The organism is Reyranella sp., from assembly GCF_004297265.1.
GTDB lineage: Bacteria > Pseudomonadota > Alphaproteobacteria > Reyranellales > Reyranellaceae > Reyranella.
In genome coordinates this window covers 212,571-229,832 of the sequence record NZ_SCUT01000024.1, presented here as the reverse complement: position 1 = coordinate 229,832, position 17,262 = coordinate 212,571, and the positions used below count along the sequence as shown (strand labels likewise).

Sequence of the window (17,262 nt, the reverse complement as noted above, 5' to 3'; positions counted from 1 at the left end):
CATACTTCTCGCATGAGCAAGCCCCTCCGCCGCGGTGTGCTCGTCGGCCTCGCTGCCCTGCCCGCAGCAGCGCCGTGGGTGTCCGCCCGCGCCCAGGCGCCCGATTTTCCAGATCGGCCGTTGCGCTTCATCGTGGGCTTCCCGCCGGGCGGACCCAACGATCTCCTGACGCGGCTGATCGCGCCTGGCATCGCCGAACGGCTGGGCCGTGCCGTCGTGGTCGAGAACAAGGCCGGCGCCAATGGCGAGATCGCAGCCAGTTTCACCGCCAAGAGCCCACCCGACGGCTCGGTGTTCATGCTGGCGTCCAACGGCTCGACCACGGTCGCCCCGGCGCTCAACCGCAACATGCCGTACGACGTCCGCACCGATTTCGTCGCCGTGGCGCCGGTCGGCATCAACCCGATGCTGCTGGTCGTGCGTCCCGACCTGCCGGCAAGGACCGTGGCCGAGCTGCTGGCGCTGGCGCGTGCACGCCCCGGCAATCTGAATGGCGCCTCGGCCGGCGCCGGCGGCGCGACCCATCTGGCGCTCGAACTCTTCAAGGCGATGGGCAGGCTCGACATCGTGCACGTGCCCTACAAGGGCGGCGGTCCTGCGATGGCTGATCTCATGGCAGGCCAGGTCGATCTCTATTTCGGCGGGCTCTCGACGGCGCTGCCGCATGTGAAGGCCGGCAAGATGCGCGCGCTGGGACAGACCAGCCTCGAACGCTCGGCCGCGGCGCGGGACATCCCCACCATCGCGGAGTCGGGGCTACCCGGCTACGAGGCCGCGATCTCCTACGGCGTGTTCCTGCCTGCCGGCGCGCCGAGGGCACTTGTCGAACGCCTGCACGCGGCCGTCGACGCCACGATCCGTTCGCCCGATGTCGCCCGGAAGTTCGTTGAGCTCGGCGCGGATCCTCAATTCGGATCGCCCGCCGAGTTCGCGGCCTATGTGGCCCAGGACTTCGCCAAGTGGGCCGGCCTCGCGAAGGAAGCCGGCCTCAAGGCGGAGTGATCCCTACTGAACGGACGAGAAGCCCGTCGGCGTCAGCATCTGCACCGAGACGTTCTCGACGATGGCGCCGTCCTTCTCGGTCTCGGCGCGCTTGGCTAGCCATTCCGGGTCGGCCGCGAAGGCATTCCACTTCTTCTCCCGGTCGGCCAGGGACTCCCAGGCGAGGAAGTAGGTCAGCTCCTGGTTCGACTCGCCGACCAGGGTGGTGAAGAAGCCGGCCTGCTTGATGCCGTGCCGCTCCCAGATCTTGAGCGTGATGGTGTTGAAGCGATTGAGCAGCGCCGGAAGCCGGCCCGGCACGCACCTGTAGACGCGCATTTCATAGATCATCGTCTCTCTCCCTAGAATTGCCCGCCGAAGCGCGGCACGAACCCATCGTCCTTGTGGTCGATGTGGCAGCTGAACGGCGCCCCGAAATGGCACGGCATCAGCCGCGCGCCGCTGCCGGCGCAATGTTCCAGCGCCGCGCGCCGGCTCCTGCGCGCGCCCACGGCGTCGGCGCAGGCGAAACTGTTCCACTCGGGATGATAGACCTGCAACGCGTGGTGCAGGATGTCGCCGCAGAACAGCGCCTTCTCACCGTGCGATTCGAACTTGATGGCGATCGTGCCCGGCGTGTGTCCCGGCGCCGGCTCGACCTCGAGGTTTTCGTCGAGCCGGGCCGCGCCGTCGACCATCTGCGTGAGTCCCGCCTCGACCACCGGCAGCACCGAGTCGCGGAAGGAACCCGCATTGACCGGGCCGGTCGCGGGATCGCTGTCGAGCTTCAGGTAATGATCGTAGTCGGCGCGGCTGAACACGTACTTCGCGTTCCTGAACGTCGGCACCCACTTGCCGTTCTCGAGCCGCGTGTTCCAGCCGACATGGTCGACATGGAGATGCGTGCACATCACCATGTCGATCTGGTCGGGCTCGACGCCGGCCGCCTTCAGCCGCTCGAGATACTTCGTCTCCATCAGGTGCCACTTGGGACGATGGGGACGCGACTTGTGATTGCCGACACAGGTGTCGATCAGGATCGTCTTGCCGCCGATCTTCAGCAGCCAGCTGTGGACGCTGAGCTTCAGGAAGGCCGAAGCCTCATCGTAGTGCGCCGGCACGAGCCAGTCCCGATGACGCTCGACGACCGCGGGATCCCAGTCGGGAAAGAAGGCCCTGGCGTCGAAGTTCGGTTCATAGCTCTCTTCGATCCGCACGGCCGTACCGGCGCCGACCTTTACTTCGACCATCCCCTGACCTCCCCTGTTCGTCGGGGAGATTAGCGTTGCGGGGCGGCCGCGGGAAAGACGCGCGTTTCGCGCCTAGAACGGCAGGCGCGCGGCATCGACACGCTCGACATGCCAATGCGTGAGCGCCGCGATGACGGCACCGCCGAGCGGCGCCACGGCGATCAGCGCGATGAAGTGCACGCCGAGCAGCCAGGGCTCGAACAGGTTCGGCATGAGATGGCCGACGGTCACGGTCGAGATGAAGAAGAGAACGGCAAACCCGACGCCCGCGAGCAGGCCACCGAGAGCGACCAGAATGAAGGAAGCGGTCAGCGAACGGCCGATCAGATGGCTAAGCCCGAAGGCGGCGCCGGCAGCGACAAGTGCGGTAGCGGTTTCCATCGCGGTTCTCTCCAATACGCTCTCGACTTAAGAGAAATCAGAGTCGACACTGTCGTCTCCCACACACTCTGAAACATCCAACCTCCGTCGAGAACCGACCAATTGCGCATGTCTGACTCTGCATTCGACTGGCTTTCCGCAGCGGAACTCTCAAAACTGCTGGCACGAGGCGAGGTTTCTCCGGTCGATATCGTCGACGCCATGCTGAAGCGTGCATCGACGCTGCAACCTCACCTCAATGCGCTCGTGTTCCTCGACACCGATGGTGCGCAAGCCGCTGCAAAGGCAGCGGAATCTCGCTGGCACAAGGGCCAACCGCTGTCGCCGTTCGACGGCATTCCGACCACCATCAAGGATACGACGAACGTAAAGGGCTGGCCGACCCGCTACGGATCGCACGCCACGGACGAGACTCCCGCCAAGGACAGCGCCGCCGTTACCGACAGGTTTCTTGCCGCCGGCATGATTCTTCTCGGCAAGAGCACGACGCCGGAGTTCGGCTGGAAGGCCCTCACCGACTCGCCGCTGCAGGGCACGACCCGCAATCCCTGGAATCTCGCCTACTCGCCCGGCGGTTCCTCCGGTGGCGCCTCGGCGCTTACGGCGGCCGGCGTCAATCCGTTCAACCACGGCAATGACGGCGGCGGCTCGATCCGCATCCCCGCGGCCCATACCGGCCTCGTCGGCCTGAAGCCTTCCTATGGGCGCATCCCGCAATACCCGGCCGATGCCCCCTTCGCCGACGTCATCAGCCAGGGCGTGCTGGCGCGCTCGGTGCTCGACACCGCGATGGCGCTGAACCTCACGGCAGGCCCCGACCCGCGCGACTGGCGCTCGCTGCCCGCCGAAGCGCGCGACTACACGATCGGCCTCGATGCTGGCGTGCGCGGCTGGAAGATCGGCCTCAGCCTCGACCTCGGCCATGTGAAAGCCGATCCGGAAGTGCGCGAGCTCGTCGCCGCCGCGGCGCGGCGCTTCGAGGATCTCGGCGCGCATGTCGAGGAAGTCGGTCCGATGTTCGGGCCGCTGCAGGAGCATTTCGAGCCGCTGTGGATCGGCAGCTTCGCCACGCGCTTCCGCCAGATTCCGACCCAGCTTCACGCCAAGCTCGATCCGGGGCTGCGGGCCCTCATGGAAAAAGGCCTGGCGATCACGCTCGCCGACTATGCGAAGGCCTTCGAGGCCAGGAGCAAGCTGGCGCGCGATCTGGCGCTCTGGCATCGCAACTACGATCTGCTGCTGGCGCCGGTCACGCCGACGGCCGGCCCGCCGGTGGAAACGCTCTACAACTCGGACGCCTTCCCGCGCTGGACCAGGGGCGCGCCCTACACCCTGCCCTGCAACCTCACCGGCCAGCCTGCCGCCTCGATGCCCGCGGGCCTGACGAAGGCTGGACTGCCGGTCGGGTTGCAGATCATCGGTGCACCGCGCGCCGACGCGACCGTGCTGCAGGCAATGCGCGCTTACGAGAGCGCGAGCGGCTGGACGTGGCCACAGCCCCGGGTGCTGGAGGCGTTGAAGGCGGTGTGACCTACGGCGTCGTGACGCAAGCGCGCCGTCAGGCGGCGCGCGACACGTTGTTGGTCGGCGTCGGACGAACGACGCGCAGCGCTATGACGAGGACCCGATAGCCGAGGAAGCCGGCGCAGAGCGCGCTGGCCGCCGCGACGTAGCCCGGCTCGATCAAGGCTTCGCCGAGCATCGCCGAAGTGAAGTCGATGCCGGACAGCGCGACGAGCGCGAGCGCCGCGATGAAACCGTCGATCGTCGCGGGCAGCGACACGAGACCGGCCTCGCGGTTCGATTGCACGCTCAGCATCCATCCGCGAATGCGGCCGATCACCGAGCCGACGACAAAGGCACAGACCCAGAGGATGTCGAACAGGAAGCTCGCCTCGAACACGCCCGCCAGCAACATCAGCGTCGCCATCAAGGCGAAGCCGCCCGGTAACGCCACACGGCCCAGGGTCGTGACGCCGCCGCGCGACTGCGCCGCCATCGTCCAGAGGCAAAGGGCAGCGAACAGAAGCGTGAGGCCGTTCGCCAGACTCAAGGTCGAAATCATGACCAGAGGAAACGACACGGCACGAAGCGAGTAAAGCGCTGAGGCTGCACAGACACTGTCGCCTGTTCGCTTTTTCCGCTGCAGTCCGTGAGAATCCGGTCGAGCGGCGCAGATGCTGGATTGCTGGATAAAGTCGTCAAAAAGCCCGGAAACAAAGGAAGCAACGCTTCCATCGAACGGCCGGGACGAATGGCGATGGTCTCGGCGGCAGTTCACGGCGCGCTCTGGCCACGTCGTCGCAGGCCCTCCAGGCGGGCCCTGACCAAACGAAAACGGCGCCGGTCCTGCCGGCGCCGCTGCTACGATTTCGGATACGGGATCAGGCGTCGGCTTTGACGCCGGCGGTGGTGATCACCTTCTCCCACTTATCGATCTCGTCCTGAAGGAACTTGCCGGTATCTTTCGGCGTCGCGCCGACCGGGATCACGGCCTGCTCCGCCAGCCGCTTGCGCAGCGCCTCGTCCTTCACGGCCCGGCCGACTTCGGCGGCCAGTTTGCCGACGATGTCCTTCGGCGTACCCGCCGGAGCGAGGAACATCACCCAGCTCGAGGATTCGATCAGCGGTCCGCCGGACTCGACGATCGTGGGAATCTCCTCGACGCCGGGCACGCGGTTCTTGGACAGCATCGCGAGGCCGCGGATCTTGCCGGCGCGCACCTGGCTGATGACGCCGATCGGCGCATCGATCAGCACCTGGATGTTGCCGGAGGCGAGGTCGGCCAGCGCCGGCGCCGTGCCCTTGTACGGCACATGCTCCATCTTGATCCCGGTGACCTGCTTCATCAGCTCGCTGGTGAGATGCGCAGCGGCGCCGACGCCCGACGAGCCGAACGAAAGCTTGCTCGGGTTCGCCTTGGCGTAGGCGATCAACTCGCCCACGTTCTTCACCGGCAGGTCGTTGGTGACGCAGATGATGAGCGGCGCCACGCCGACCAGCGACACTGGGCTGAAGCTCTTGACGGGGTCGAACTTGAGCTTGCCGGCATAGAGGGTCCTGTTCGCCGCGTGAGCCGCGATGACGGTCAGGAACGTGTAGCCATCGGGCGTCGCATTCGCCGCGGCTTCCGCGCCGATCAGCGAGTTGGCGCCGGGCTTATTGTCCACCACGAAGGTCTGGCCGACGTTCATCTTCTCGAGCGTGAGCCGGGTCACTACGTCGGTGAGGCCACCCGCCGTGTAGGGCACGATCCAGCGGATCGGCTTGTTGGGCCAGGCCTGGGCGCGCGCCGCGCCCGGAACCAGGGCGGCCGCGGCCGTCGCCGCCAGCGCCGTGCGGCGATTGATCATCTTCATGTGTCTTCCTTCTTCTCTGTTTGTTTCAGTCCAGATCGAGACCGTTCATGCCGGCGTTCTTGCGTGCCTTTTTGGCGATCTCGCCCAGCACCTTGCCAGCCTGCACCGGATCCATGATCTGATCGACGGTCGGGCCCTTATGCCATCCCTCGGCAACGGCGAAAATGCCGTTTCCGGCCTGGAAGACGCGGCCCGTCACCTCACGGCTGTCCTCGCTCACCAGCCAGGTCGCGACCGGGGCGATCCACTTGGGATCGCGGCGCTTCTTGTCCTCCTCCGTGTATTCGCGCAGGTCCTCGGTCATGCGCGTGAAGGCCGAGGGCGAGATCGAGTTTACGGTCACGCCATAGCGGGCGAGTTCGCGCGCGGCGATGATGGTGAAGGAGGCGATGCCGGCCTTGGCCGCCCCGTAGTTGGTCTGGCCGATATTGCCGTAGATGCCCGACACCGACGTGGTCGTGACGATGCGCGCATCGACCGGGCCGCCCTTCAGCTTGGCCTTGTCGCGCCAGTAGGCGGCGGCATGGCGGGCCGGCGCGAAGGTGCCCTTCAGGTGCACCTTGATGACCGCGTCCCACTCGTCCTCGCTCATGTTCACGAGCATGCGGTCGCGCAGGATGCCGGCGTTGAGCACGATGGCGTCGAGCTTGCCGAACGCCTCGACCGCCTGGTCGATCATGCGCTTGGCGCCGTTCCAGTCGGAGACGTCGTCGCCGTTGGCCACCGCCTCGCCGCCCATCGCCTTGATCTCGTTGACGACCTGCTGGGCGGGACCGACATCGTTCCCCTTGCCGGCCCGGTCACCGCCCAGGTCGTTCACGACCACCTTGGCGCCGTGCTCGGCCAGCATCAGGCAGTGTTCCCGGCCGACACCGCGGGCGCCGCCCGTTACGATCGCCACCCGTCCTTCGCACAATCTCGCCATTGCTCCCTCCCGTCTTTTGCGTGTCTGAAACCGTCGTCCTGGGCTAGTCTAGCGGGGCTCAAGGGAGGATCGCCATGGACACGCTGCCGCTCGTTACCCCCGAACAGGTCGGACTTTCCGCAGCGCGGCTCGACCGCGTGCGCACCTGGATGAATGGATGGGTCGACAGCGGAAAGCTGGCCGGCATGGTCACCTGCGTCATGCGCAAGGGTGAGCTTGCGTTCGCCGAGGTCGTGGGCAAGTCCGACGTGGCCCGCAACAAGCCGATGCGCGCCGACACGATCTTCCGCATCTACTCCATGACCAAGCCGCTGACCTCGACGGCGATCATGATGCTCTACGAAGAGGGCAAGTTTCAGCTCGACGATCCGATCTCGAAGTTCATTCCCGCCTTCGCCAACCCGCGCGTCATGGTGGGCGGCAGCCGCGGCAAGATCGAGACCGTGCCGGCCGAGCGCGAGATCAACTTCCGCGACCTGCTCACCCACACGTCGGGCCTGACCTACGGCTTCATGGAGAGCAACCCGGTCGACGCCGCCTATCGCGCCAAGCAGGACGGAGTCGACTTCCAGACGGCCGAGACCAGCCTGAAGCAGGTGGTCGAGCGGTTGGCGCAGCTGCCGCTCATCGCCCAGCCCGGCAAGGCCTGGAACTATTCGGTTTCCACCGACGTGCTGGGCTACCTGGTCGAGGTGATCTCCGGCCAGCCCTTCGAGAAGTACCTCAAGGAGAAGGTCATCGACCCGCTCGGTATGATCGACACCGACTTCCACGTCCCGGCCGCCAAGCACGACCGCTTCGCCGCCAACTACAGCGCCGGCCCCGGCGGCAGGCTCGACCTGATCGACGATCCGGCCAAGAGCCGCTACCTCGCGCCGCGCAAGGTGAACTCGGGCGGCGGCGGCCTCGTCTCGACCGCTTCCGACTATCTGCGCTTCTGCAAATTCATGCTGAACAAGGGCGAACTCGACGGCGTGCGCCTGCTGGGCCGCAAGACGGTCGAGCTGATGACCATGAACCACCTCAAGGGCGACATGGCCGACATGGGCACGCCACGCTTCTCCGAATCGACCTATACCGGCATCGGCTTCGGCCTGGGATTCTCGGTGATGATCGATCCGGCCAAGGCCTACATCGCCGGCACACCGGGCGAATATGCCTGGGGCGGCGCCGCTTCGACCGCCTTCTGGATCGACCCGGTCGAGGACATGGCCGTGGTGCTGCTGACGCAGCTCATGCCCTCGTCGACCTACCCGATCCGGCGTGAACTGCGCGTCCTCACCTACCAGGCGATCATCGACTGAGGGCCGACGCCATGCGCAACACCGGCAGTATCGAAGTCCGCAAGCTCCATCCGCTGTTCGGCGCGGAGATCACCGGCATCGACATCACGCGCCCCCTCTCGGCGCGCGAGTTCGGGCCGATCCGCGCCGCCTTCGAGGAGCATTCCGTGCTCCTGTTCCGCGATCAGGCGATGGACGACGATACGCAGATCGCCTTCAGCGAGAATTTCGGGCCGCTGGAGACGACGCTCAGCGCCAACCCGGCCGCCGGCACCAAGTTCGCCCGCCAGTCCAACCTCGACATCATGACCGGCGAGCCGATCCCGCCGGACGACATGCGCATGATCTACCAGAAGGCCAACTACTTCTGGCACTCCGACTCGTCCTTCAAGCGCATCCCGTCGCTCTGCTCGATCCTGACGGCGCGGATCTGCCCGCCCGAGGGCGGCAATACCGAGTTCCTGAACATGCGCGCCGCCTGGGACGCGCTGCCGCCGGCCCTGCAGGCGACGATCCACCCGCTGGTCGCCGAGCATGCGCTGTCCCATTCGCGCGACCGGGTGCAGAAGGGCATCCTGAGCGCCAAGTCGCTGGCGGAGCTGCCGCCGGTCAAGCAGCGCATGTTCCGCGACAATCCGATCAACGGCCGCCGCGCGCTCTATATCGGCGCCCATGCCGGCCGCATCCTCGACTGGCCCGAGCCGATGTCGAAGGCGATCCTCTGGGAGCTGGCGCAGCGTGCGGAGCAGCCGGAGTTCATGATGTCCCATGCCTGGCGCGAGGGCGACGTGATCGTCTGGGACAATCGCGCCGTCCTGCATCGCGCCACCTACTACGACGCGACGAAGCACAAGCGCCTGATGCAGCGCACCACCATCGGCGGCGACGAACTGACGGTCCCGCAGTAACAGATGGCCGAACCCGCTTCAGCCGGTCCGCTCCCCGACGGCATGCCGTCGGGACCACGCCGGCTCGCCGCCGTGGCGACCATCACCATCGGCCTGTCGATGGCGGTGCTCAGCAATTCGATGACCAACCTTGCCCTGCCTTACATCGCGAACGATCTCGCGATCACGGCGGAGAGCTCGATCTGGATCGTCAACGCCTACCAGATCGCGCTCATGGTGATGCTGCTGCCCGTGGCGGCGCTGGGCGACATCGTGGGCTACCGCACCGTCTATCGCTGGGGCCTGGTCGTCTTTTCCCTGGCGTCCATCGGCTGCGTCCTGGCGCCCTCGCTCGCCTGGCTGATCACCGCGCGCACGCTGCAGGGGCTGGGTGGTGCCGCCATCATGGCCATCCAGCCCGCCCTGGTGCGATCGATCTACCCACGCGCCGCCCTCGGCCGCGGCCTCGGCTTCAACACGACGGTTGTGGCGACCTCGCTGGCCGCCGGCCCCAGCGTCGGCGCCGCCCTGCTCGCCATCACGAGCTGGCCGATCCTGTTCGCCGTCTACATCCCGCTCGGCATCCTCTCCTTCTTCCTGGCCGGCCGCTTCCTGCCGGTCACGACCCATGCCAAGCGGCCCTTCGACGTGCTCTCGGCGGTCCTGTCCGGCGGCACCTTCGGCCTGCTGATCTTCGGCATCGACGGTGTGGGCCATGGCCATCCCGTGCCGGTGATCGTGGCCGAACTGGTCGGCGCGGCCCTGCTGGGCACGCTCTTCGTCTGGCGCCAGCGCCGTCTCGCCGACCCGATGATGCCGATCGACATGTTCGGCCGGCCGATCTTCTCGCTCTCGATCTCGGCCTCGACCTGTACCTTTACGGCGCAGGGATTGGCCTTCGTCAGCCTGCCCTTCTTCTTCCATACCGTGCTCGGGCGCGACGCCACCGCGACCGGCCTGCTGCTGACGGCCTGGCCGCTCGCGCTGGCCGGCGTGGCCCCGATCGCCGGGCGGCTGGCCGACCGCCACCACGCAGGCGCGCTGGGAACGATCGGCCTCACCAGCATGGCCGCGGGCATGATCCTGACGGCGCTGCTGCCGCCGGACCCTTCCGCCTTCAACATCATGTGGCGGCTGGTCCTGTGCGGCGCGGGGTTCGGCATCTTCGCCGCCCCCAATAACCGGTTGATGATGAACGCCGTGCCGCGCGACCGCAGCGGCAGCGCCGGCGGCATCATCGCCACGGCCCGCACGCTCGGCCAGACGATGGGCGCCGCCCTGGTCGCCCTCGTGTTCGGCCTGTTCGATTTCTCAGGCGGCGGCGCTGCCGACGCGGCGCGGGCCGCGCTCTGGCTGGGAGCCGGCTTCGCCCTCACCGCCCTGATCCTGAGCAGCCTTCGCCTACGTCACTGACGCCGCGTGCATCTCGCGGAACAGCGACGGCGCCATGCCGAAGCGGCGCTCGAAGGCCTGGCCGAGCCGTGCCGAGGAGCGCAGGCCCACGCGGTCCGCGATCGTCTTGAGCGGCAGGCCCTTGGCCAGCAGGGTGCGGGCCGCGTCGAGACGCAGCGCCTCGACGAAATGCGCCGGTGTCTTGCCAGTCGCCTCGACGAACTTGCGATAGAAGCTGCGCTCCGACAGGCCGGCGCGGGCCGCCAAAGCAGGGACATCGAGTGGTTCGTCGAGATGGGCCTGCATCCATTCGATCAGCCGGGCGAACGGCGCATCGGCCTCCGTCTGGATCTGCAACAGCGGGCTGAACTGCGACTGGTAGCCGGGCCGGCGCGCATAGAGCACGAAGTGCCGCGCGATGAGGTTGGCCGTCGCTGCGCCGAGATCGGCCTCGACCAGCGCCAATGCCATGTCGATGCCGGTCGTAACGCCGGCCGAGGTCCAGACCTTGCCGTCGACGACGTAGAGCGCGTCGGCGTCCACGGTCAGCGCGGGGAACTTCTCGGCCAGCCGCTGACAGCTCGCCCAATGCGTGGCCACGCGCTTGCCGTCGAGCAGGCCGGCCGCGGCCAGCACGAAGGCGCCGGTGCATACCGACCCGAAGCGCCGTGTCCGGGGCGCCACCCTCAGCAGCCAGCGCCGCACGTCCTCACGCGCCATCACGGCCCTGAGCCCGCGCGATCCGCCCGCCACCAGCAGCGTGTCGTAGCGCTCTCCAAAGCGGCGGCTCATCAGCGCGACGCCACAATTGGACGTAACCGGACCACCGTCGGGCGAGACGATCTCCACGTCGTAGACGGGACGTTCATGTCCCTCGTTGGCCGCGCCGAACACGGCAGCGGGCCCGGTGACGTCGAGGAGCTGGCAGCCTTCATAGGCCAGGAGGGCGATGCGGTGCGGCTTGGGCATTGGCAGAAATTACATCACATTTGACATTCCTGCCACACGCACGGTCGCCTAATGTCTCTGCGAACAAAGGAGATCCCATGGCAGACACGGTTCACATCGGCATCCTGCTCTTTCCCGACGTCACCCAGCTCGACGCCACCGGCCCGGCCCAGGTCCTGTGCCGCGTGCCCAACGCGAAACTGCATATGATCTGGAAGACGCGCGACCCCGTGCCGACCGACTCCGGCTTCTCGATCGTGCCTACGACAACCTTCGCCGACTGCCCGCAGCTCGACGTGATCTGCGTACCGGGCGGCGGCGGCCAGGTCGCGTTGATGACCGACGAGGAGACGCTCGCCTTCCTGCGCAAGCAGGCGGAAGGCGCGCGCTACGTCACCTCGGTCTGCACCGGCTCGCTGGTGCTGGGCGCCGCGGGCCTGCTGAAGGGCTACAAGTCCGCCTGCCACTGGTCGTCGCGCGAGTTCCTGCCGGCCTTCGGCGCGATCCCCGTCGCCGACCGGGTCGTGCGCGACCGCAACCGCGTATCCGGCGGCGGCGTCACCGCCGGCATCGATTTTGGCCTCACCCTTGCCGCCGAGCTTGCCGGCGAGGAAGTGGCCAAGTCGATCCAGCTCACGCTCGAATACGATCCCAAGCCGCCCTTCGATTCGGGCAGCCCCGAGAAGGCCGGGCCGGAGCGCGTGAAGCGGCTGAAGGAGCGCATCCAGGCCATGCTGCAGAAGCGGCTGGAAGCCAACCAGGCCGCCGCAGCGCGACTGGCCTAGCGCAGCGCGGCGATGAACAGGATCATGGCGGCGGTCGGAGCGGCCGTCCGCACCGTGTTCCACATCGTCCAGCGCTCGAGATAGTGCGCCCACAGGGACGCGGCCTCCGCCGTCTCCGGCCGGACCGCCGCCAGAGCATTGTTGAGCGGCACGTTGAAGGCCATCGTCACGCCGACCGTACCGACGAGATAGAGCAGGCTGCCAAGCAGGAGCAGCTTGCCGGCGCCGTCGTTCCACCGCAGGTAGGCCGCGACCGGCAGGGCACAGCAGAGGAGCGCCGTGCCGAAGAAGGCCAGCATGAAGCTGCGGTTGATGACGACGACGTTGATCGCCTGCATGGCCTCGATGCCGTGCCCGGGCGGCAGACGGCCAAGCGCGCCCATCACGAAAGACGAAAAGGCATAGAAGATGCCGGCGACCAGTCCGCTGCCCACGGCAGCGGCGAAGGTCGCATAAAAGACCGCCTGTTCGATCATCATCCGCCCTCCACGACTCGCCGCAGAACGGCCTCGAGCGTGAGATCAGGCCTAGCATCCAGGTACGATTCTCATAAGTACGCACATTTTTTATACTTGGTGTCAGTCATGGATACGGAAAGGCGCACGCAATGGCCGAGACCAAGGCTCCGTGGTGTCCGGTGGCGGCGACCATCGAGGTGATCGGCGGGCGCTGGAAGCCGACGATCCTGTTCCATCTGAAGGACCAGCCACGACGCTTCAACGAGCTGCGCCGCCTCGTTCCAGGCATCACGCAGCGCATGCTGACCCTGCAGCTGCGCGCGCTGGAGCAGGACGGGATCGTGGCGCGCACGGTGCGCAACACGATCCCGCCCCATGTCGAATATTCGTTCACGAAGAAGGGTTTTACGCTCGGGCCCATCCTCGACGCGATGGAGGCATGGGGCGATGCGAACCGTCCGCGCAGGCGCGGACGGACCGAGGCGTCCTAGTTCGCCCCGGCCGTTGCGCTTTCGATGGTGATGGCCTTGCCGGCGGCCATGTCGAACTTGAGGCGGCGCACGTAGTCGAGGTCGCGGCCGGTGACCCGCACGAAGCGGCTGCCGTCGGGATAGTCGATGGCGTGGATCGCCCCGACGTCATAGACGCCTGCACGGCCGGGCTCGAGCCGGTAGGTCTTCACCTTCTCGAGCTTGGCGTCCCCGGCGTCCGTGCCGCCGTCGACGCGCTTGTATTCGCTCATGTCGGTGTACATCACCGCCTGACCATACACCGCCCACGAGGCGCCGTGATCGTGCGGCGGGCTCTTGTGCGGCTTTGGATTGCAGTGCGCCAGCACGACGAAGCCGAGGTCCTTGTCCTCATAGAGCTTGCGCGTGCCGATCGGTGCTGCTGGTCCCACGGCCTCGTCGACGAAGGACGGGTTGGCCAGCAGCTTCTCCAGCAGCATGCGGACCTGCTCGCGGCCAGCCGGTCCTTCATGTGTCCTGAGCGCGGCCTGTGCATCCTTGACGAACGTGTCGAGCGTGTAAGTCATGCGGCGGCTCCCTCGATCCAACGGCAGGCGGAAATGATCCGCCCGCCTGTCTCGTCCTGTCAACGGCCGCCGAAGATGCGGCGGGCGATCACCATGCGGTGCACTTCCGACGGGCCCTCGTAGACCCGCATGGTGCGCACCTTCTGCGCCATCATCGACAGCGGTAGCTCCTGCGTCACGCCCATGGCGCCGAACGCCTGCTGGGCATGATCGATCACCTCGGTCGCCATCTCGGTCGCATAGACCTTGATCATCGAGGCCTCCATGCGAACGTCGCGGCCCTCGTCCTGCTTCACTGCGGCATCCATCACCATCAGGCGGCAGGCATGCAGCTTCATCGCCGCGTCCGCGACCCACCACTGGACGGCCTGGCGGTCGGCCAGCTTCTCGCCGAAGGTGACCCTCTGGCTGGCATGCTCGACCAGCATGTCGAGTGCGCGCTGCGCCATGCCGATACACCAGGAGCCCATCTGCAGGCGGCGCACGGTGAGGCGGAGCTGCATGGGCGCGAAGCCCGCGCCGATGCGCCCCAGCACCTGCGTATCGGGCACGCGGCAATCCTCGAACACGACCTCATAGGTGCGCTGGCCGGCCAGCATCGGGATAGCGCGCGCCACGACCAGGCCCGGCGTGCCCTTGTCGATCAGGAAGGCGGTGATGCCGCCGCGCGCGCCGAGATTGGGATCGGTCACCGCCATGGCGATGGTGAAATCGGCCTTGGCGATGCGGCTGATCCAGATCTTGCGGCCGTTGATCACCCAGTCGTTGCCGTCCTTCACCGCCCTGGTCTTCATGCCGGCCGGATCGCCGCCCGCGCCGGGCTCGGAAATGGCGATGGCCGAGCTGGTCTCGCCGGCCGCGTAGGGTTCGAGGTACTTCCTGCGCTGCTCCGGATTCGCAGTCGCCAGCAGCATGTGCAGGTTGGGCGAGTCCGGCGGAAAGGTGAAGGGCACGCAGGTGTAGCCCAGCTCCTCGTTGACGCCGACCAGCGCCACGGCCGGCAGGTTGGCGCCGCCGACTTCCTCGGGCACGTCGAGCGCCCAGAGGCCGAGATCCTTGCACTGCTTGAAGAGCTTGGCATTCTCGTCGTCGGACAGCGAGGCCGGCTGGCCAGACGCGAAGCGATCCAGCACGTTCTTCTCGAGCGGCATCAGCTCGTTGCGCACGAACTTTTTCACGAGATCGCGCAGCATCTGATGTTCTTCGTTGACCTGATACATGCCTGTTCCTCCTGATCCGGTTAAGGCTTTCCGATGCCCTTGTTGACGAAATCGAGCGTGTAGGCCCGGGCCACGTCGAGGCCTTTCGGCAACACGTCGACATCGATCATCGACTGATAAAAAGACTGCCAGCGCGCATCGGTCATGGCGCCGATGCCGCCCTGCAGCGCGTCGCCCGAAATCACGATGCCGCGCTCGTTCATGACCTTGATCGCGTACTGGATACGATCGTCGGTCTGTTCCGGATTGGCCTTCTTGATGAGCGCATTGGCGGCCTCGATCCCGGGACCGCCCTTGAGATACTGCGCCCATCCTTCGAGCGTGGCATCGACGAAGCGCTGGATGAGATCGTGCTTCTCGCTCGCCAGCTTGCGCGAGATCGCGATGGTGGTCTGGTAGGCGCTGAAGCCCGCATCGGCGATCAGCAGGTATGGCGGCATGCGGCCGATGGCCTGCGCGATCGAAAAGGGTTCCGACGAGAGGAAGCCCTGCTGTACCACGTTCCTGTCGGCAAGAAAGGGCGCCATGTTGAAGGTGTAGGGCCTGAGCTGGTCGTCGCGCAGCCCGAACTTCTTCCGGAGATACGGCCAGTAAGTGACGCGTCCGCCGTTCCCGATCAGCAAGGTGCGCCCCTTGAGGTCTTCGAAGCCGTCGAATCCGGTGTCCGGATGCCCAATGAGGACCTGCGGATCCTTCTGGAAGATCGATGCGATGGTGAAGAAGGGGGCGTCCTCGCGCACGTAGGTGAAGGCCTCGAAGCTGTTCGACATGGTCATGTCGACACGGCCCGTCAGCAGCAACTGGCCGATGTTCAGGCTCGGCCCGCCCTGGCGGACGTCGCACTCGATGCCGGCCTTGCGATAGAGGCCGGCGGCGACCGCCTGATAGTAGCCGCCATGTTCGGCCTGGGCGCGCCAGTCGGTCTGGAACACGAGCTTGTCAAGCGTCTGCGCGCGCGCCGGTCTCGCGAGCGGCTGCAGGAGCGGCACGGCGGCGAGGCCGAGCGCGGCACGGCGGCTGAGGCGATAAGCGGTCACGGCGCGAGACTATCGCCGCGGCGGTCCAAACTGAGCGCCACCAGCTCCTTGATCGCCAGGTTCGATTCACCGAGCGCTCCAACGGAAGGCAGCCAGGCGTCCCACCATGGGATCGCGTCGTTGGGAATGGTCCAGTTGACGCCGAAGATCGCGAAGTTCAGGCCGGCTCGCTTCGCAAGCCTGGCCGCCCGGGGCACATGGAAGGCCGACGTGACGATCGCCACCCTTCCGCCCTTCACGAGTTCGCGGACGTTACGCATGTTCTCGATCGTGTTCAGCGACTTGCCCTCGGAGACGATCGCATCGCTGGGGATGCCGAGGTCGATCAGGAAGCGCCGCATCGCCTCGGCCTCGGTCGTCGCCGGGCCGCCCTGCTGCTCGACGAACGATCCGCCGCTCACGATGATCCTGGGTGCAGCGCCCGCCTTGAACATACGGGCCGCGTGCCAGATGCGATCGGAAGCGTCGCTCAGTTCCGGCTCCGTCGTATAGGGCGGGGCGGCGGGCGCGATGCTGCCGCCCAGCACGACGATGGCGTCGTAGCAGCACGGCTGGTTGCCGGCCACGAGCTCTCGGGCCTTCGCTTCGAGGTGCAGGTTGAGCAGCCGCGTCACCGGCGGGAAGGACAGGACGAGAATCTGGAAGAGCGCGACGCCCAGCGTTGCGCCGGCGAGACGGCGCCACCCGACCAGGCGCAGCAGCAACGACAGCACGACACCGGCTGCCAGCGAGGCCGGTGGCAGCATCAGGGCGGCGAGGATCTTGAGGATGACGAAGGTGTTCATGCCGGTCTGCGTCGCGCTCCGGCTATACTAGAGTAAAGCGCCGCAGGCTCGTTGAAAGGATTGCAACGATGTCGCTGTGCGATGACGGCAGCCGCACTGAAGCGGGACAAAAAGGAAGGGCGGGTCCGGCCTGCGCCGGAACCCGCCCAATCTTGACCCGTCGAAAGCGAGTTAGATCGCTTCCTTGAGATCCTTCGCGACGCGGAAGGTGACCTTCTTGGACGCCTTGATCTTGATCGCCTCGCCGGTGGCGGGGTTGCGGCCCATGCGCGCCGGACGGGCACGGACCTGAAGGATGCCAAGGCCGGTGATGCGGACCTTGTTGCCCTTCTTCAGATGGCGAACGACCAGTCCGACGAACTCATCGAGAGCGCCCGTCGCATCCTTCTTGGTCATGCCCGTCTTCTCGGCCAGCTCTGCGGCGACCTTGGAAAGCGGAACGGTTGGAACAGTGGTGGGTTTGGTAGCCATGGTTGAGGGGTCCCTTACATTTTTGGTTTGCCAACGTTCCTGACGCCCCAGGGCACCGTTGACG

General features: G+C 66.7%; 20 protein-coding genes. 7 read left to right on the top strand and 13 right to left on the bottom strand.

The genetic code is table 11. From position 1 onward, the window contains the following. The first annotated feature begins 12 nt into the window (after positions 1–12). A complete protein-coding gene (locus EPO41_RS09960) occupies positions 13–1,002 on the top strand; it encodes a tripartite tricarboxylate transporter substrate binding protein (protein ID WP_296324033.1) in 990 nt (329 codons plus the stop codon). A gap of 3 nt (positions 1,003–1,005) precedes the next feature. Here the strand turns inward: EPO41_RS09960 and EPO41_RS09955 are convergent, their stop codons facing one another. The 3 genes from EPO41_RS09955 to EPO41_RS09945 form a co-directional block, all read right to left on the bottom strand. Continuing rightward, positions 1,006–1,332: an NIPSNAP family protein gene (locus EPO41_RS09955; RefSeq protein WP_296324031.1), complete on the bottom strand. Its 327-nt coding sequence runs from the start codon at positions 1,330–1,332 to the stop codon at positions 1,006–1,008. 11 nt (positions 1,333–1,343) lie between these two features. After that, on the bottom strand, positions 1,344–2,231 hold the full coding sequence (locus EPO41_RS09950) for an MBL fold metallo-hydrolase (RefSeq protein ID WP_296324026.1): 888 nt from the start codon (positions 2,229–2,231) through the stop codon (positions 1,344–1,346). A 72-nt stretch (positions 2,232–2,303) separates the two neighbouring features. Next, entirely contained in the window at positions 2,304–2,612 is a 309-nt protein-coding gene (locus tag EPO41_RS09945) for a hypothetical protein (RefSeq protein ID WP_296324021.1), read from the bottom strand. Between the two features lie 108 nt (positions 2,613–2,720). Here EPO41_RS09945 and EPO41_RS09940 point away from each other — a divergent pair, with 108 nt between their 5' ends. Continuing rightward, positions 2,721–4,142 (top strand): amidase family protein, encoded by a 1,422-nt coding sequence (locus tag EPO41_RS09940; RefSeq protein ID WP_296324018.1) that lies wholly within the window; start codon positions 2,721–2,723, stop codon positions 4,140–4,142. Between the two features lie 28 nt (positions 4,143–4,170). Here the strand turns inward: EPO41_RS09940 and EPO41_RS09935 are convergent, their stop codons facing one another. The 3 genes from EPO41_RS09935 to EPO41_RS09925 form a co-directional block, all read right to left on the bottom strand. Then, positions 4,171–4,695 carry a hypothetical protein gene (locus EPO41_RS09935; RefSeq protein ID WP_296324015.1) on the bottom strand — a complete coding sequence of 175 codons (525 nt, stop codon included), beginning with the start codon at positions 4,693–4,695 and terminating at the stop codon, positions 4,171–4,173. A 301-nt stretch (positions 4,696–4,996) separates the two neighbouring features. Further along, positions 4,997–5,971: a tripartite tricarboxylate transporter substrate binding protein gene (locus tag EPO41_RS09930; RefSeq protein ID WP_296324013.1), complete on the bottom strand. Its 975-nt coding sequence runs from the start codon at positions 5,969–5,971 to the stop codon at positions 4,997–4,999. 25 nt (positions 5,972–5,996) lie between these two features. Further along, complete coding sequence (locus EPO41_RS09925) at positions 5,997–6,896, bottom strand: SDR family NAD(P)-dependent oxidoreductase (protein ID WP_296324011.1); 900 nt, start codon at positions 6,894–6,896, stop codon at positions 5,997–5,999. 74 nt (positions 6,897–6,970) lie between these two features. Here EPO41_RS09925 and EPO41_RS09920 point away from each other — a divergent pair, with 74 nt between their 5' ends. Genes EPO41_RS09920 through EPO41_RS09910 form a run of 3 tightly spaced genes read left to right on the top strand, consistent with a single transcriptional unit; the run spans position 6,971 to position 10,479 of the window. Beyond that, positions 6,971–8,200 carry a serine hydrolase domain-containing protein gene (locus tag EPO41_RS09920; RefSeq protein WP_296324010.1) on the top strand — a complete coding sequence of 410 codons (1,230 nt, stop codon included), beginning with the start codon at positions 6,971–6,973 and terminating at the stop codon, positions 8,198–8,200. 11 nt (positions 8,201–8,211) lie between these two features. Continuing rightward, a complete protein-coding gene (locus tag EPO41_RS09915) occupies positions 8,212–9,087 on the top strand; it encodes a TauD/TfdA family dioxygenase (protein ID WP_296324007.1) in 876 nt (291 codons plus the stop codon). A 3-nt stretch (positions 9,088–9,090) separates the two neighbouring features. After that, positions 9,091–10,479 carry an MFS transporter gene (locus tag EPO41_RS09910; RefSeq protein ID WP_296324005.1) on the top strand — a complete coding sequence of 463 codons (1,389 nt, stop codon included), beginning with the start codon at positions 9,091–9,093 and terminating at the stop codon, positions 10,477–10,479. On the opposite strand, the gene EPO41_RS09905 is transcribed toward EPO41_RS09910, so the two are convergent. Continuing rightward, positions 10,468–11,427, bottom strand: a complete 960-nt coding sequence (locus EPO41_RS09905; protein ID WP_296324003.1) for a GlxA family transcriptional regulator — start codon at positions 11,425–11,427, stop codon at positions 10,468–10,470. The two genes, EPO41_RS09910 and EPO41_RS09905, sit on opposite strands and share 12 nt — an antisense overlap. Positions 11,428–11,504: 77 nt before the next feature. Between EPO41_RS09905 and EPO41_RS09900 the strand changes: the two genes are divergently transcribed. Continuing rightward, positions 11,505–12,191: a DJ-1/PfpI family protein gene (locus EPO41_RS09900; RefSeq protein ID WP_296324001.1), complete on the top strand. Its 687-nt coding sequence runs from the start codon at positions 11,505–11,507 to the stop codon at positions 12,189–12,191. Here EPO41_RS09900 and EPO41_RS09895 read toward each other — a convergent pair. Then, positions 12,188–12,667, bottom strand: coding sequence for an anthrone oxygenase family protein (locus tag EPO41_RS09895; RefSeq protein WP_296324421.1), 480 nt, complete (start codon positions 12,665–12,667; stop codon positions 12,188–12,190). The two genes, EPO41_RS09900 and EPO41_RS09895, sit on opposite strands and share 4 nt — an antisense overlap. A gap of 131 nt (positions 12,668–12,798) precedes the next feature. Between EPO41_RS09895 and EPO41_RS09890 the strand changes: the two genes are divergently transcribed. Continuing rightward, positions 12,799–13,140 (top strand): helix-turn-helix domain-containing protein, encoded by a 342-nt coding sequence (locus tag EPO41_RS09890; RefSeq protein ID WP_296323998.1) that lies wholly within the window; start codon positions 12,799–12,801, stop codon positions 13,138–13,140. Here EPO41_RS09890 and EPO41_RS09885 read toward each other — a convergent pair. From EPO41_RS09885 to EPO41_RS09865, 5 genes are all read right to left on the bottom strand, one after another. Then, positions 13,137–13,685 carry a hypothetical protein gene (locus EPO41_RS09885; protein WP_296323995.1) on the bottom strand — a complete coding sequence of 183 codons (549 nt, stop codon included), beginning with the start codon at positions 13,683–13,685 and terminating at the stop codon, positions 13,137–13,139. The genes EPO41_RS09890 and EPO41_RS09885 overlap by 4 nt on opposite strands. 59 nt (positions 13,686–13,744) lie before the next feature. After that, entirely contained in the window at positions 13,745–14,905 is a 1,161-nt protein-coding gene (locus EPO41_RS09880; RefSeq protein WP_296323993.1) for an acyl-CoA dehydrogenase family protein, read from the bottom strand. A 20-nt stretch (positions 14,906–14,925) separates the two neighbouring features. Continuing rightward, complete coding sequence (locus tag EPO41_RS09875; protein WP_296323990.1) at positions 14,926–15,942, bottom strand: ABC transporter substrate-binding protein; 1,017 nt, start codon at positions 15,940–15,942, stop codon at positions 14,926–14,928. Beyond that, complete coding sequence (locus EPO41_RS09870; RefSeq protein ID WP_296323987.1) at positions 15,939–16,727, bottom strand: YdcF family protein; 789 nt, start codon at positions 16,725–16,727, stop codon at positions 15,939–15,941. Before EPO41_RS09870 ends, EPO41_RS09875 begins: the two co-directional genes overlap by 4 nt. Positions 16,728–16,898: 171 nt before the next feature. Continuing rightward, positions 16,899–17,198, bottom strand: coding sequence for an HU family DNA-binding protein (locus EPO41_RS09865; RefSeq protein WP_296323984.1), 300 nt, complete (start codon positions 17,196–17,198; stop codon positions 16,899–16,901). Positions 17,199–17,262: the final 64 nt, after the last annotated feature.